Below are 13,840 nucleotides of genomic sequence, written 5' to 3'. Positions count from 1 at the left end.
GATAGAAACTGTCTGTTGTGCCAATGCCGTCATATGGTCCGACCGGTTACGATTTGATATTCGCGAGACCATGCCTCAGGAAGCTGGCGATTTGGTTAAGATGAGACCGAAACAGTGCCCTTAGCGGCCAGTATTCTCAAGAAAATCCTTAATATTCGCCTGATGGGGGAATTTTTGAATTTCGGGTTGTGTGTAATTGCCGAGTGCGGTTGCCCTTTGACGCATGGACAATCGGCGCCAGTCATGATGAAACGCGCGCACTCTGATTTGATTGTCCTCAGCAACAGGATCGTCCCAAATGGCCAAAGGTCTTGTAACTCTGTTTGGCGGCTCAGGCTTCATTGGCCGCTACGCCGCCCGCACTCTGGTCGAGGCAGGATGGCGCGTGCGCATTGCTGTTCGACGGCCGCACCTTGCAGGCGATGTGAGGCTCGCTGGCCCGCCCGGCTGGATCGATCTCTTCCAGGCCAATATCCGCAATTACAAATCGGTTCAGCGGGCGCTTGATGGTGCCGACGCGGCCGTCAACCTGGTCGGTGTCCTGTTTGAAAAAGGCCCGCAGAGTTTCGAGGCCGCTCAGCGCGAGGGTGCGATCAATGTCGCAGAGGCGGCCGCAGAGGCTGGCGTCAGGCGCCTGGTCCAGATTTCCGCGATTGGCGCAGACGAAGACTCCTCATCCGATTATGCCCGCACAAAGGCTGAAGCCGAGCGCGGCGTGCGCGAAGCATTTCCCGGTGCCGTGATCCTGCGCCCCTCCATCGTGTTCGGCCCGGAAGACGAGTTCTTCAATCGCTTTGCCGGCATGGCCGCCCATCCGGTTGCGAACCTGGCCCCCTTCCTGCCCGCCATTGGCGGCGGCAAGACAAAGGTCCAGCCGGTTTATGCCGGCGATGTCGCCGATGCGATTGCCGCAGCTGTCTCGCGCGACGATGTCGAAGGCCAGAGCTTCGAGCTTGGCGGCCCGCGCACCTACACGTTTGAAGAGCTGTATGACGTCATCGGCGAGATCATCGACCGCAAGCGCTATGCGCTCCCCATCCCGTTCTTTATTGCCAAACCGATGGGCCTCGCCTTCGGGGCGCTCTGGCGCTATGTCTGGCCGCTCTCGACCGGTATTCTCGGAGCCCCGCCCATTACCGGTGACCAGGTCGACATGCTGAAGACCGACAATATTGTCGGCGATGACGCACACACCCTCAAGGATCTCGGCATCGTCGATCTCGAAAGCGTGGAATAGATCGTGCCGACCTATCTGTGGCGCTACCGCCCCTATGGCGAATTCCACCAGAAGGGCGAAGCCTGAGGCGCTCCCGCGGTGGTCAGTTTTCGGCGCCGTGCCCGCAAAAAATCACATTCTCAACGGCATCCTGCTGGAATCTCTGTCTTAAAGTTCACTTCAGTAGAGCTTTCCGCAGGCGTAGGGACGCACAGTGCGGAAGGAGCGGCGTACGGAGGGGGCTTGGCGCCAACTGCGTGCGTCGTCTTGAGGCCAATTAAAAGCCCGCCGGGAAAGGCGGGCTTTTTGGTCTTCAGTGCCTCAGATGACGGGTCAGGCGGCCTTGTCCATCATTTCCAGACGGGCAATCTCGGTTTCAGTATCCGTCCTGAGCTCGGCCAGCAGCGTTCTGGTCTCGGGCGTCACGGTTTTCGGCATGATCTCATTGATCTTGTCGAGAATGTAGCGTTCACCGCGCAGGACTTCCTCGATCGCGACTTCGGTATCGTCATCGACGACGGTGCGTAGGGCCGTAAAGCCGCGATGGGCGGTTCCGAGCGCCTCGCCATGTTCTGCAGGCGCGCCGCCAAGTGTCAGCACGCGGTCCTGCAGCATATCGCGCTGCGCATTCTTTTCCTTGGCAAGCTCAAGCAGGGCGGGCTTGAGACTTTTGGTATCGTCCGGAATGTCCGCAGCCTGTTTGTAGAGCGCAGCGGCATCGATATAGACGCGGGTCAGCTCATTCAGGCCTGCGACCTCTGCCTGCATGGCCTCCGACATGGCGACGTTCTGTTCTGCTGCCACCTGCTCTGCCGGGGTGAGGCCTGCTGACGTGCAGGCAGCGAATGACAGCGGCAGGGCAAGCGCTGCGGTCGCAAGAAGTGCGTTCTTCATACCAATGGTCCTTTTCCATTCTGGAGTGGTTGCAGAACGGATGGGCTGAAGCGCCGGTTCCCGCCCGGCCGGCTGGGCGTGATTAACTTCCAGACAGCATCGGGATCATGGCGAGGATCGCAACGCCAAGCAGGATGCGGTAAATTACGAAGGGCAGGAAGCTCATCTTGTTGAGCAGCGCCATCAGCCCCCAGATCGAGAAATAAGCGGTCACAAAGCTGAGGCCCGCCACGATTAGCCCGTCTGACAGGGGAATGGTGATCTCGCCGGCATCGGCCGTGGCCAGCTTGTAGCAGGCATAGCCCCCCGCCAGCATCAGCACCGGCACGCCGCACAACATGCCGAAACGCGCCGCCTCCTGGCGCGACAGGCCAAGGCCGCGCGCCGCTGTCATGGTGATGCCGGACCGGCTGACGCCCGGAATGAAGGCGAGCGCCTGGGCAAGACCGATCAGCACGCCATCCTTGATCGTCATGTCGGCTTCCGTGCGATGCGTGGCGCCTTTGACATCGGCCCACCAGAGGAAGAGCGCGAAGATGATGGTCGCCGCCGCAATCACATAGACGCTACGAAGAATCTCGAGACCGGGCAGGAGTTCATAGGCGAGGCCGGCCAGGACGGCAGGCGGCGTCGCTACCAGGATGAGCAGCGCGAGCTTGCCGCTCGATGTCAGCTTTCCGTTCTCGCGGCCGATGCCGATCAGCTCGACCCCGCCCTTGATGGCGCGGCCCGTGTCTTTCCAGAAATATGCAAACAGCGCGAACAGCGTGCCCAGATGCGCCATGGCATTGACCATCAGCTCGTCCTGTCCGCCAACGCCGAACAAATGGGCTGTCAGCAGCACATGCGCCGAAGACGAGATCGGCAGCCATTCGGAAATGCCTTGCACGATGGAAATGATAAATAGCTGGAAAAGCGACATGGATACGGACCCTCAACACCGCGGTTCAGGCCCGTTCTTGCATGGTTTGCAGGAGAATACAGCTGCAGCTTAGTATATCAATATGAGATGTATTGGGCTTGATTAATCGCGTGATTTGTCTTATGTGAGATAAATCTGCGAAAACAACATATCAAAATGATATTTCGGGGTGCGATTTTGCTTGCGCGCCGGTGTAGCAGATACCATAAGGCAAAATATTCTGCAAAGAGGACCGCTCATGGCTAGCCGCATGTTGAAGTTTACCAATATTGACCGGTCAATGCCAGAAAAGCGCGATCCGAAGGCGCGTGCCGATGACTTCAATGAGATCTATGCAGATTATGCGACGGAAGCGGCTGAAGCGCAGGCTTCGCGCTGTTCGCAATGCGGCGTGCCGTTCTGCCAGCAGGGCTGCCCGCTCACCAACAATATTCCCGACTGGCTGAAATTAGTCGCCGAAAACCGCCTTGAAGAGGCCTATCAGGTCTCGCAGGCAACCAATAACATGCCTGAAATCTGTGGGCGCATCTGCCCGCAGGACCGCCTTTGCGAGGGCATCTGCACAATCGAGCAATCCGGCCATGGCACAGTGACAATCGGCTCTGTCGAGCGCTTCATCACCGAGAATGCATGGGACGAGGGCTGGGTCACGCCGATCAAGCCGCCGCGTGAGCGCGACCAGTCTGCCGGCATCATTGGCGCAGGCCCGGGCGGTCTTGCTACCGCCGAGCAGCTTCGCCGCAAAGGCTATCAGGTCACCGTCTATGACCGCTATGACCGCGGCGGCGGCCTGCTGATCTATGGTATTCCGGGCTTCAAGCTGGAGAAATATGTCGTCGAACGCCGCATCAAGCGTCTGGAAGACAGCGGCATCAAATTTGAGTTCAACACCTCGATTGGCGACAAGCTCACCCTCAACGATCTGCGCGACAAGCACGACACGATCCTGATTGCGACCGGCGTCTACAAGGCGCGCGACCTTATGGTGCCGGGCGCTGGCCATGACAGCGTCCATGCCGCGCTCGACTTCCTGACGACATCCAACCGCAAAGGCCTCGGCGATGCCGTCCCGACCTTCGATGACGGCACACATAACGCAGAGGGCAAGCGCGTCGTTGTTATCGGCGGCGGCGATACGGCGATGGACTGCGTGCGCACCGCCGTGCGCCAAGGCGCAAAATCCGTGACCTGCCTCTACCGCCGCGACCGCGCCAATATGCCGGGCTCGCAGCGCGAGGTTGCCAATGCCGAGGAAGAGGGGGTCGTCTTCGAATGGCTGGCCGCGCCGGAAGCCATCATCGACACGAAGGCCGGCAAGCTGAAAGCCGTCCGCGCCGCGCGCATGAAGCTGGGGGCACCCGATCCGTCTGGCCGCCAATCGCCCGAAAAGACCGGCGAGAGCTTCGACATCAAGGCCGACATGGTGATCAAGGCGCTCGGATTTGACCCTGAAGAGCTGCCGGAGCTGTTTGGCGAACCGGCCCTCAAGGTCAATCGCTGGGGCGCGATCAAGGTCGATTTCGCAACGCTCGAAACCAGTGTTCCCGGCGTCTATGCGGCCGGCGATATCGTGCGCGGGGCCTCTCTCGTCGTCTGGGCGATCAAGGATGGACGCGATGCCGCCGAGCAGATGCACAAGCGCATGAAGCAGATGGCGCGTGAGGCTGCGCCTGCGTCAGTGGCTGCGGAATAGACCGATGACTGACCTGATCAAGGGACAATGCCTCTGCGGAGGCGTCGCATTCGAAGTCGCCCGCGACGGCGCGATGAGCGCCTGCCATTGCAGGATGTGCCAGCGCTGGACCGGCTCTGTCTTCATCGACATGGATGTCGAGGATGATGACATGACGCTGGTCTCGCACGACACGCTTGCCTGGTATGACAGCTCGGACTGGGCCAAACGCGGCTTCTGCTCGCGCTGCGGCTCAAGCCTGTTTTACCGGATGAAGACGGACGGCGCGAAATGGGCTGTCCTCGCCGGCACGCTCGACCTGCCTGCGGGCCATACGCTCAGCATGGAAATCTTCGTCGACGAGAAGCCGGATTATTTTGACCTTGCGGGTGAGCGCCCGCGCCTCACCGCAGAAGAAACGCTTGCCCGCTTTGGAGGCACCGATACATGACCGACACCATCGAAAAATACCTCATCGAGCGCCAGAAGCTGATCGACGCGCACGCCTACGATCCAGAACATGAGAAAGACGCATGCGGCGTCGGCCTCGTCGTCTCGCTGGATGGCAAGCCGAAGCGCGAAATCGTCGAGATGGGCATCAAGGCGCTCAAGAATGTCTGGCACCGCGGCGCAACCGATGCCGATGGCAAGACAGGCGACGGCGCGGGCATCCGCATTGAGGTCCCGCAGGACTTTTTCCGCGAGCAGGCCCAGCGCACCGGGCACAACCCGACGGACGATCCAATCTGCGTCGGGCAGATTTTCCTTCCGCGCACCGATCTTGGCGCTCAGGAAGCGGCCCGCGCCATCGTCGAGACCGAGATCCTGCATTTCGGCTTCTATATCTATGGCTGGCGTCAGCCTCCGGTCGATATTTCGGTGATCGGCCAGAAAGCGGCCGATACGCGCCCCGAGATCGAACAGGTCATGTTCCGCGACAGCCGTGAGCGCTCACCGGATGAGCTTGAGCGCGCGCTTTACCTCTGCCGCCGCCGCATCGAGCGTAAGGCGCGCGAAGCCGGCATTCCGAGCTTCTATATCTGCTCGCTCAGCCACAAATCGCTGATCTACAAGGGCATGTTCCTCGCCCAGGACATCGACAATTTCTATCTCGACCTCAAGGATGAGCGCTTCGTCTCGCCAATCGCGATCTATCACCAGCGCTATTCTACCAATACTTTCCCGCGCTGGGAACTGGCACAGCCCTTCCGCATGCTCGCCCACAATGGCGAGATCAACACGCTGCGCGGCAACCTCAACTGGATGAAGAGCCACGAGATCAAGATGGTCTCGGGCGCCTTCGGCGATGATGTCGAGGATGTGAAACCCGTCGTGCCGAAAGGCCTGTCGGATTCCGGCGCCCTCGACGCGGTGTTTGAAATCCTCTGCAAGGCGGGCCGTACCGCGCCGATGACCAAGGCGCTGCTTATCCCGGAAGCCTGGTCGAAGCGCGCCTCGATCATTCCCGACGAGCATGCTGCGCTTTACGCCTACTGCAACTCCGTCATGGAGCCATGGGACGGACCGGCGGCGGTCTGCGCCTATGATGGCCGCTGGGCGATTGCCGGGCTCGACCGGAATGGCCTGCGCCCGCTGCGCTATGCGCTGACCAGCGATGGCATTCTGGCGGTCGGTTCAGAGACCGGCATGTGCCCGCTGTCTGGCCATGAAGTCGTGCGCCGCGGCCACGTGCGCGCCGGCGGTATGATCGCGGCCAATCTCGAAGAGGGCCGGTTCTATGAGCATGACGAGATCATCGATGAGCTCGCCAGTGAGCATCCGTATGACAAGTGGCTGAAAAACGTCAAAGAACTCGAAGCCGACATCATCAATGGCGAGGAGCCGCGTCTTTTCGACAAGGAAAAACTGCTGCGCCGTCAGACCGTGGCAGGTTTCACGCTAGAGACCACCGAGCTGATCCTCGCGCCCATGGCCGAAGACGGTAAGGAAGCCATCGGCTCGATGGGCGACGACACGCCGGTCGCCGTGCTCTCGCATGAGTGCCGGCCGCTCTCGCATTTCTTCCGCCAGAATTTCAGCCAGGTCACCAATCCGCCCGTCGATCCGCTGCGCGAAGACCGGGTCATGTCGCTGAAGACCCGGTTCAAGAATCTCGGCAACATCCTGACGACCGATGAAACCCAGCAGAACGTTTTCGTGCTGGAAAGCCCGTTCCTGTCGACCGGCATGTATCAGCGCCTGATGGAAACGCTCGGCGAAGGCGTCGAGCATATCGACTGTACCTTCAAGCTCGCGGATGTGCAGCGCAACGGCTCTGCCCTCAGGAACGCGCTGTCGCGCATCCAGATCGAGGCCGAAGAGGCCGTCCGCGCCGGGCGCGAGCATATCGTGCTGACCGATGAAAACCAGGACCCTGATACGGTCGCCATCCCGATGATCCTCGCCACCGGCGCGGTGCATTCGCACCTTGTCGGGCAGGGGCTTCGTACATTCTGTTCACTGACGGTCCGCTCGGCCGAATGTCTTGATACGCACTATTTTGCCGTCCTGGTCGGTGTCGGCGCGACCTGCGTCAACGCCTATCTCGCCCAGGAAGCGATTGCAGACCGCCATGCGCGCGGCCTGCTCGGCGATGAGCCGCTCAGCCACTATGTCCGAAACTACAAGAAAGCGATCGAAGCCGGTCTTCTGAAGATCATGTCCAAGATGGGCATTTCAGTGATCTCGTCCTATCGCGGCGGCTATAATTTCGAGGCGCTCGGCCTCTCACGTGCGCTGGTGGCCGACTATTTCCCCGGCATGACCAGCCGCATTTCGGGCATCGGCCTTGCCGGTCTCGAAGACAATGCGGTTGAGCGCCATGAGGCGGCGTTTGACGAGGATGTCATCTCGCTCCCCGTCGGCGGCTTCTATCGCCTGCGCGCCTCCGGCGAGCCGCATGCCCTCGATGGCAACCTCATTCACATGCTGCAGGCCGCCTGCGACCGCGGCGACTATGTCCTCTACGAGAAATATGCCGAGGCGGTTCATTCGCGCCAGCCCATTCAGCTGCGCGACCTGATTGATTTCAAGACCCACAAGCTCGCTTCCATTCCTCTGGAGCAGGTCCAGTCGGTCAATGAAATCCGCAAGCGCTTCGTGACGCCCGGCATGTCGCTCGGCGCGCTCAGCCCTGAGGCGCATGGCACACTCAATGTCGCAATGAACCGGATCGGCGCGAAGTCTGTTTCCGGCGAAGGCGGCGAGATCCGCGAGCGCTATCGTCCGCTGCCAAATGGCGACAATATGAACTCGGCCGTCAAACAGGTCGCCTCCGGCCGCTTTGGTGTCACCGCCGAATATCTCAATGAGTGCCGCGAGGTCGAGATCAAGATCGCGCAGGGTGCAAAGCCCGGCGAGGGCGGCCAGCTGCCCGGCTTCAAGGTGACCGAACTGATCGCCAAGAACCGGCACGCGACCCCCGGTGTGACCCTGATCTCGCCGCCGCCGCACCATGACATCTATTCCATCGAGGACCTCGCCCAGCTCATCTATGATCTGAAGCAGATCAATCCCGATTGCCGCGTCTGCGTAAAGCTAGTTGCCCAGTCCGGCGTCGGAACGGTGGCGGCTGGCGTGGCGAAAGCCAAGGCCGACGTGATCCTGATCGCCGGCGGTGTCGGCGGCACGGGCGCCAGCCCGCAAACCTCGATCAAATACGCCGGCCTGCCCTGGGAAATGGGCCTTGCTGAAGCGCATCAGGTGCTCAGCCTCAATAACCTTCGCGACAAGGTCACGCTGCGCACAGATGGGGGCCTCCGCACGGGCCGCGACATCGTCATCGCGGCGATGCTGGGCGCGGAAGAGTATGGCATCGGCACGGCATCGCTCGTCGCAATTGGCTGCATCATGGTGCGCCAGTGCCATTCGAACACCTGCCCGGTCGGCGTCTGCGTTCAGGACGAAGAGCTGCGCAAGAAGTTCACCGGCTCTCCGGAAAAGGTCGTTAATCTCATGTCTTTCCTGGCCGAGGACGTCCGCCATATTCTGGCAAGCCTTGGTCTCTCCTCGCTCGATGAAGCGGTGGGCCGGACTGACCTGCTTAGCCAGGTCAGCCGCGGCGCGTCCCATCTCGACGACCTCGATCTCAACCCGCTTCTGGTCAAGGTCGACACGGCCAAGCCCGTCGTCTACCGCCCGACGCATCGGACCGAAGTCGGGGACACGCTCGACTCGCAGATCCTGCGCGATGGCGAGCCCTTCTTCACACGCGGCGAGAAGATGCAGCTTGAATATGACGTCCAGAACGTCCAGCGCTCGATCGGCGCGCGGTCGAGCTCTGCCATCGTCCGCAAGTTTGGTGAGAAGGCCTTGCCAGAAGGCCGGCTGCGTATCCGCCTGACCGGCAGCGCGGGCCAGTCGCTCGGGGCCTTTGCGGTTCAGGGTCTGCTGCTCGATGTGTTCGGCGATGCCAATGACTATGTCGGCAAGGGTCTCTCTGGCGCGACGATCCAGCTGCGCCCGCGCCGCAATGCACAGCTTGAAGCGTCCGAGAATACGATCATCGGCAATACGTGCCTATATGGCGCAACCGCCGGCCGGCTCTATGCGGCAGGCCAGGCCGGTGTCCGCTTTGGGGTGCGCAATTCGGGCGCCGAAGCCGTCGTTGAAGGCTGCGGGGCGAATGGCTGCGAGTATATGACAGGCGGGCGCGTCGCCATTCTCGGGGCCGTCGGAGACAATTTCGGCGCCGGCATGACCGGTGGTGTCGCCTGGATCTGGGACCCGGACAAGAAGTTCGACCGCGTCGCAAACCCCGACTCCATTGACTGGTACTCGCTGGCCGACATGCCGGCCGAGCATATCGAGCGGTATCAGATGATGCTGGAGATGCATGCCGAACGCACAGGCTCCAAGCGGGCCCGCAAGCTGCTCGACAACTGGCAGCAGACACTGTCTGAAACGCTGCTGATTGTGCCGAAGGAAGTGGCAAGCCGGATTCTCGGCAAGGCCCCTGCTGCAAAAGCAGGATAAGTCGGTCATGGCTGTAGCACCGCCCTTGCATCGCAGGGCGGTGCTCCCCAATTTCACGGCTAACTGCCAAACAGCGGAAACTTCAGACCACTGCCATGAGCAAACCAGATTATTACGAGCTACTGGGCGTCTCCAGAGATGCGGACGCCAAGGCGCTGAAAAGCGCGTATCGCAAACTCGCCCTCAAATTTCACCCGGATCAAAATCCGGGCGATGAAGAGGCCGAAGCGCGATTCAAGGAAGTCGGCGAAGCCTACGCCGTCCTGTCAGACCCTGACAAACGCGCCGCCTATGACCGGTTCGGCCATGCCGCCTTTGAAGGCGGAGCAGGCGGCCCCGGCGGCGGCAATCCGTTCGGCAATATGGACCCGGGCGATATTTTCGACAATATTTTCAGCCAGGTCTTTGGCGCTGGCGGCGGATTTGGCGGCGGACGCCGGCGCAATGGTCCGGCCCGCGGCAATGATCTGCGCTATGATCTCGACATCACGCTGGAAGAAGCTTTCACCGGCAAGGACACGGCGATCAGCCTGCCTGCCGCTGTCGAATGCGACACGTGCGATGGCTCGGGCGCAGAGCCGGGCACCAGCCCCGAAACCTGCCCGACCTGCCAGGGCGCCGGCCGTGTACGGGCCCAGCAGGGCTTTTTCACCATGGAACGCACCTGCGCGCGCTGTTCAGGCCGCGGCAAGGTGATCTCCAAGCCGTGCAAGACCTGCCATGGCGCAGGCCAGGTCCGCGAAGAACGCAAGCTCCAGGTCAAGATCCCGGCCGGTGTCGAAAGCGGCATGCGCATCAGGCTCGCCGGGGAAGGCGAACCCGGCCTTCATGGTGGTCCGAAGGGCGATCTCTACATCTTCGTTGACGTTGCCGAGCATGATATTTTCGAGCGCGACGGGCCAAACCTTTATTGCCCCGCGCCCGTGCCCATGGTCACAGCGGCGCTTGGCGGCGAGATTGAAATCCCGACCATCGATGGCGGGCGCGCCAAGGTCACCGTGCCGGAGGGCGCCCAGACCGGCCGCAAGCTGCGCCTGCGCGGCAAGGGCATGCCGAGCCTCAGAGGCTCAGGCCAGGGCGGGGACCTCTTCGTCGAGATGATTGTCGAAACCCCGCGCAACCTGTCTGCCCGACAGAAAGAGCTGCTGCGCGAGTTTTGCGAATGCTCAGGGGCTGACTGCAATCCGGAAAGCGAAGGCTTTCTCGGCCGCGTCAAGAAGTTCTGGGACGGCATCGCCGGCGAAGACCAGCAGCGCCCGAACTAGGGCCTGCAACGCCGTCTCACTTCCCCTGGGCAGGGTTGAGGCCAGCCCTAGGCAACCACCGCATTGTCGCTCGTGCGGCGCCAGTCTGCTCCGTCACTGAAGGCAAGCGTTGGCCCACCGGTCTCGTCACTCACATAGACAATAGCGCCCTCGCCAATGGATGCGGCGGGAAGGGCGGCGACCGTGTAGGATTTCGGCGCGATCGGTCCGTTGGAATCGAGTTGCATGCCGAGGCGCGGTGTACGCGACAGGCCGACCTCCTGCGTCTCCCTCAGCTGCAGCGCGCCCGGAAAGGCATTATTGCGCCGCAAGCTCACGGTGCCCGCGCCGACCACGAAATTCCAGAATGTGTTGTCCTCGTCGGACTCCATCAGGATGAACATCGGGGCGAGACTGCGCATCCGAAGATTGCCGTTCACCACCATGCCGCTGAGGCCCGGCTCGCCGAGATTTTCAGTCGTCTCGCCGCGCACCGACATGATGCCGGCTGAGGACAGCCGCAGGGCCTCATTGAAAGCCGATCCATTGCTGCTGGTCTTGATGGAGAAATCATCATCGCCGATGAGGCCGATTTCCGCGCGGCCGGAAAAGCCGGTCTGGAACTGCATGACCGAGAGGTTTGACGGGGCCGCCTTGTTGACCACGGCGGCCGCATCGCCAGTGCCGGGCGTGACATCGTCATGGCTGAACAGCAGACGGTCGGCCTTCATTGCGATCCGGTTTGAGGCGTCTGCATCGGTATTGATGCCAAGACTGTCAAACCGGGCTTCTGGGCCGGCCAGTGTGCGCCAGCTGCCTGCCTCGAAGACGAGGAGACTGCTGGTTTCTGCGTCGAACACACGCCAGCCTTCGGCCGGTGCGAACGCCTCCCAGGCGCCGTCCTGAAACGCCATCAGCGTGCCCGGCGTCTGCCCGCTCCAGTCGCCTGCGGGCGTGCCGTCTGCGATAATATAGGCGTCGCCTTCTGCCGGACTGGCTGGCGGTTCTGTCAGCCCTGCCGACAGGATGGAGGCCTGCACGAGCGCGTCGAGGCGCCTCAGCCCCTCATTCAGCGTGACATGTTTGGAGGCCTGATTTGGAAGCAGGTAGGGAAGCGAGAGCTTTGCGGAAATATCCATGGGGCAGGTCCTGATCTGGAACGACCCGGCAAGACTAGTCCGGCCCTGCAGAGGGGCGGATGAATTGATGTATATTGCCTGTGAGGCGGGCCTCAGCTGACGAGCGAATAGGTCTCCAGCCCCCTGAACAACCAGTCGCGCCGATCATTCACCCGCTTCATATAGTCGGCATTTTCCGCGATGAACCTGTCGCGATACTCGTCATTCAGCTTGCGGCCGATCTTGGTGTGGCGCGGCTGGGCCTCGACCGTGACGGGGGGGCTGATGCCGAGCATGTCGGAGACGGCCTTGATCGCGACAGACGGGCCCTGCGGCAGCAGCCTCTCATAGGACGCAAATTTGGGCGCGTTGCCTAACTCGTCGAAGAGGGAGCGCAACACGTTTTCCTGACCGTGCAAATGCCGGATCCAGTGCTTGATCTTCTCATTGTCATATTCCAGCTGCGCCTTCATCTCTCCGTCATTGGCGGCGTGAAATGCTCCTGATTCTGTTGCGAAAAAGAGCGATATGCCCTGCAAGACGATGTCTTCGCGAAACAACATCATGCTGGGCGCGCGGAGGTCAAAATGCTTGCTGAGATCGACGTAGCGGGAAAACACGCGGTAGAAGCCGGCGGTGATTTCCTGGCCAAAAATGCCATTCCTCGACCAGTTGCGGCGCAGCGATGCGAAGAAGTGATCCCAGCTCTTGGATCCGAATGCCTTTGTATGCGGCTCGAAATTGCGCGGATTGATCCATTCGCGCGGCACACCGAGACCGCCCTGCTCCATCACATCGGTTAGCCAGGAAGAGCCCGAGCGGGCTGTAAACCAGATGATGTATTGGTGGGCCGGCTCAGGGCCGTTCGGAAACGCCGATTCGGCTTCGACCTCGTTAAAGGCCTGATCCATATCTGCGAATGGAACCGTCGTGCTCATTCTACCCCTATTCCCTAATGGCAGTCTTCATTCTGCCGGTTGTCGAACCTAAACATGAGCGATCTGGTTTCAACCCGTCTTGCGATGCAAATGAACCAGAAGTTCTCTGTTCGAAATCCGTCCGCCCTGTAAGTCTTCACTCTTGTCTGTTCCGCAGCGGCACTAGCCACCCTTCACGAGGCTGGATGCAAGTTCGAGGCAAGTCGACTTCAGCCGCTCTATATCCTGCGGGCGCGACAGGCGGTGATCGCCATCCTTGATCAGCGTAAAGATAAAATCAGCCGTCGTCATCGCCCCGACCAGTCGCTCGGCGTGCTGCCATGGCACATCCGGGTCCCGCATGCCCTGCAGGATGCGCACAGGGCCGGCAAACTCGATCGGACCGTCTAGGATGGACCATTTGCGTCCATCCTCGATCAGCGCCTTTGTGATCGGGTAGGGCTCGCCATAATCGGACGGGCGAAGATGCACGCCCTTGTCCATGATTTCGGCCTTGGCGGCGTCTGAAAATTCCGGCCACATCAGTTTTTCGGTGAAATCGGGCGCCGGTGCGATCAGGATGAGGCCCGCGACCCTGTCTTTGAGCGCCAGCGCTGCCAGAAGCGCCATCCACCCGCCCATGCTGGATCCGACGAGGACGAGCGGCCCGTCCGTCTGCTTTTCGATGGCAGAGAGCGCATCCGCCCGCCATGCACTGATCGTACCATCTTCAAATTTTCCGCCGGATTCCCCGTGGCCTGTGTAATCGAACGCCAGGAAGCCATGGCCTTCAGATGCCGCCCAGGCCTCAAGCTCGACAACCTTTGTCCCCTGCATGTCGGACTTGAATCCCGATAGCCAGACAAAGGTCAGCCCGGATGTG

General features: G+C 61.1%; 10 protein-coding genes. 5 read left to right on the top strand and 5 right to left on the bottom strand.

Features of this window, described 5'->3' with window-relative positions:
* Nucleotides 1-298 precede the first annotated feature (298 nt).
* Nucleotides 299-1,237: a complex I NDUFA9 subunit family protein gene (locus WA989_RS06045; RefSeq protein WP_424339606.1), complete on the top strand. Its 939-nt coding sequence runs from the start codon at nt 299-301 to the stop codon at nt 1,235-1,237.
* 312 nt (nt 1,238-1,549) lie between these two features.
* Here WA989_RS06045 and WA989_RS06040 read toward each other — a convergent pair whose 3' ends face one another.
* Both WA989_RS06040 and WA989_RS06035 read right to left on the bottom strand, forming a co-directional pair.
* On the bottom strand, nt 1,550-2,110 hold the full coding sequence (locus tag WA989_RS06040; protein ID WP_424339605.1) for a PA2169 family four-helix-bundle protein: 561 nt from the start codon (nt 2,108-2,110) through the stop codon (nt 1,550-1,552).
* An 82-nt stretch (nt 2,111-2,192) separates the two neighbouring features.
* On the bottom strand, nt 2,193-3,032 hold the full coding sequence (locus WA989_RS06035) for an undecaprenyl-diphosphate phosphatase (RefSeq protein ID WP_424339604.1): 840 nt from the start codon (nt 3,030-3,032) through the stop codon (nt 2,193-2,195).
* Between the two features lie 238 nt (nt 3,033-3,270).
* On the opposite strand from WA989_RS06035, the gene WA989_RS06030 reads away from it, so the two are divergent.
* The 4 genes from WA989_RS06030 to dnaJ all read left to right on the top strand — a co-directional run bounded on the left by WA989_RS06030 (nt 3,271) and on the right by dnaJ (nt 10,943).
* A complete protein-coding gene (locus tag WA989_RS06030) occupies nt 3,271-4,725 on the top strand; it encodes an NAD(P)-dependent oxidoreductase (protein WP_424339603.1) in 1,455 nt (484 codons plus the stop codon).
* A 4-nt stretch (nt 4,726-4,729) separates the two neighbouring features.
* The gene (locus WA989_RS06025) at nt 4,730-5,155 is read left to right on the top strand and encodes a GFA family protein (RefSeq protein ID WP_424339602.1); all 426 of its coding nucleotides are present in this window, start codon (nt 4,730-4,732) and stop codon (nt 5,153-5,155) included.
* On the top strand, nt 5,152-9,678 hold the full coding sequence (gene gltB / locus WA989_RS06020; protein WP_424339601.1) for a glutamate synthase large subunit: 4,527 nt from the start codon (nt 5,152-5,154) through the stop codon (nt 9,676-9,678). Before WA989_RS06025 ends, gltB begins: the two co-directional genes overlap by 4 nt.
* 95 nt (nt 9,679-9,773) lie before the next feature.
* Nucleotides 9,774-10,943, top strand: a complete 1,170-nt coding sequence (gene dnaJ / locus WA989_RS06015) for a molecular chaperone DnaJ (RefSeq protein ID WP_424339600.1) — start codon at nt 9,774-9,776, stop codon at nt 10,941-10,943.
* Nucleotides 10,944-10,990: 47 nt separating this feature from the next.
* Here dnaJ and WA989_RS06010 read toward each other — a convergent pair whose 3' ends face one another.
* The 3 genes from WA989_RS06010 to WA989_RS06000 all read right to left on the bottom strand — a co-directional run.
* Nucleotides 10,991-12,061, bottom strand: a complete 1,071-nt coding sequence (locus tag WA989_RS06010; RefSeq protein ID WP_424339599.1) for a DUF2793 domain-containing protein — start codon at nt 12,059-12,061, stop codon at nt 10,991-10,993.
* A gap of 92 nt (nt 12,062-12,153) precedes the next feature.
* Nucleotides 12,154-12,978: a Stf0 family sulfotransferase gene (locus WA989_RS06005; protein WP_424339598.1), complete on the bottom strand. Its 825-nt coding sequence runs from the start codon at nt 12,976-12,978 to the stop codon at nt 12,154-12,156.
* 162 nt (nt 12,979-13,140) lie between these two features.
* On the bottom strand, nt 13,141-13,840 hold a 700-nt coding region (locus tag WA989_RS06000), incomplete at its 5' end, for an alpha/beta hydrolase family protein (protein ID WP_424339597.1).

Source organism: Henriciella sp., from assembly GCF_049649345.1.
GTDB lineage: Bacteria > Pseudomonadota > Alphaproteobacteria > Caulobacterales > Hyphomonadaceae > Henriciella.
This window is presented reverse-complemented; position numbering and strand designations above follow the sequence as displayed.

Bases quoted from the DNA above. Each gene is read 5' to 3' on its own strand.
- WA989_RS06045 (WP_424339606.1), top strand. From the start codon at position 299: ATGGCCAAAGGTCTTGTAACTCTGTTTGGCGGCTCAGGCTTCATTGGC.
- WA989_RS06040 (WP_424339605.1), bottom strand. From the start codon at position 2,110: ATGAAGAACGCACTTCTTGCGACCGCAGCGCTTGCCCTGCCGCTGTCA.
- WA989_RS06035 (WP_424339604.1), bottom strand. From the start codon at position 3,032: ATGTCGCTTTTCCAGCTATTTATCATTTCCATCGTGCAAGGCATTTCC.
- WA989_RS06030 (WP_424339603.1), top strand. From the start codon at position 3,271: ATGGCTAGCCGCATGTTGAAGTTTACCAATATTGACCGGTCAATGCCA.
- WA989_RS06025 (WP_424339602.1), top strand. From the start codon at position 4,730: ATGACTGACCTGATCAAGGGACAATGCCTCTGCGGAGGCGTCGCATTC.
- gltB (WP_424339601.1), top strand. From the start codon at position 5,152: ATGACCGACACCATCGAAAAATACCTCATCGAGCGCCAGAAGCTGATC.
- dnaJ (WP_424339600.1), top strand. From the start codon at position 9,774: ATGAGCAAACCAGATTATTACGAGCTACTGGGCGTCTCCAGAGATGCG.
- WA989_RS06010 (WP_424339599.1), bottom strand. From the start codon at position 12,061: ATGGATATTTCCGCAAAGCTCTCGCTTCCCTACCTGCTTCCAAATCAG.
- WA989_RS06005 (WP_424339598.1), bottom strand. From the start codon at position 12,978: ATGAGCACGACGGTTCCATTCGCAGATATGGATCAGGCCTTTAACGAG.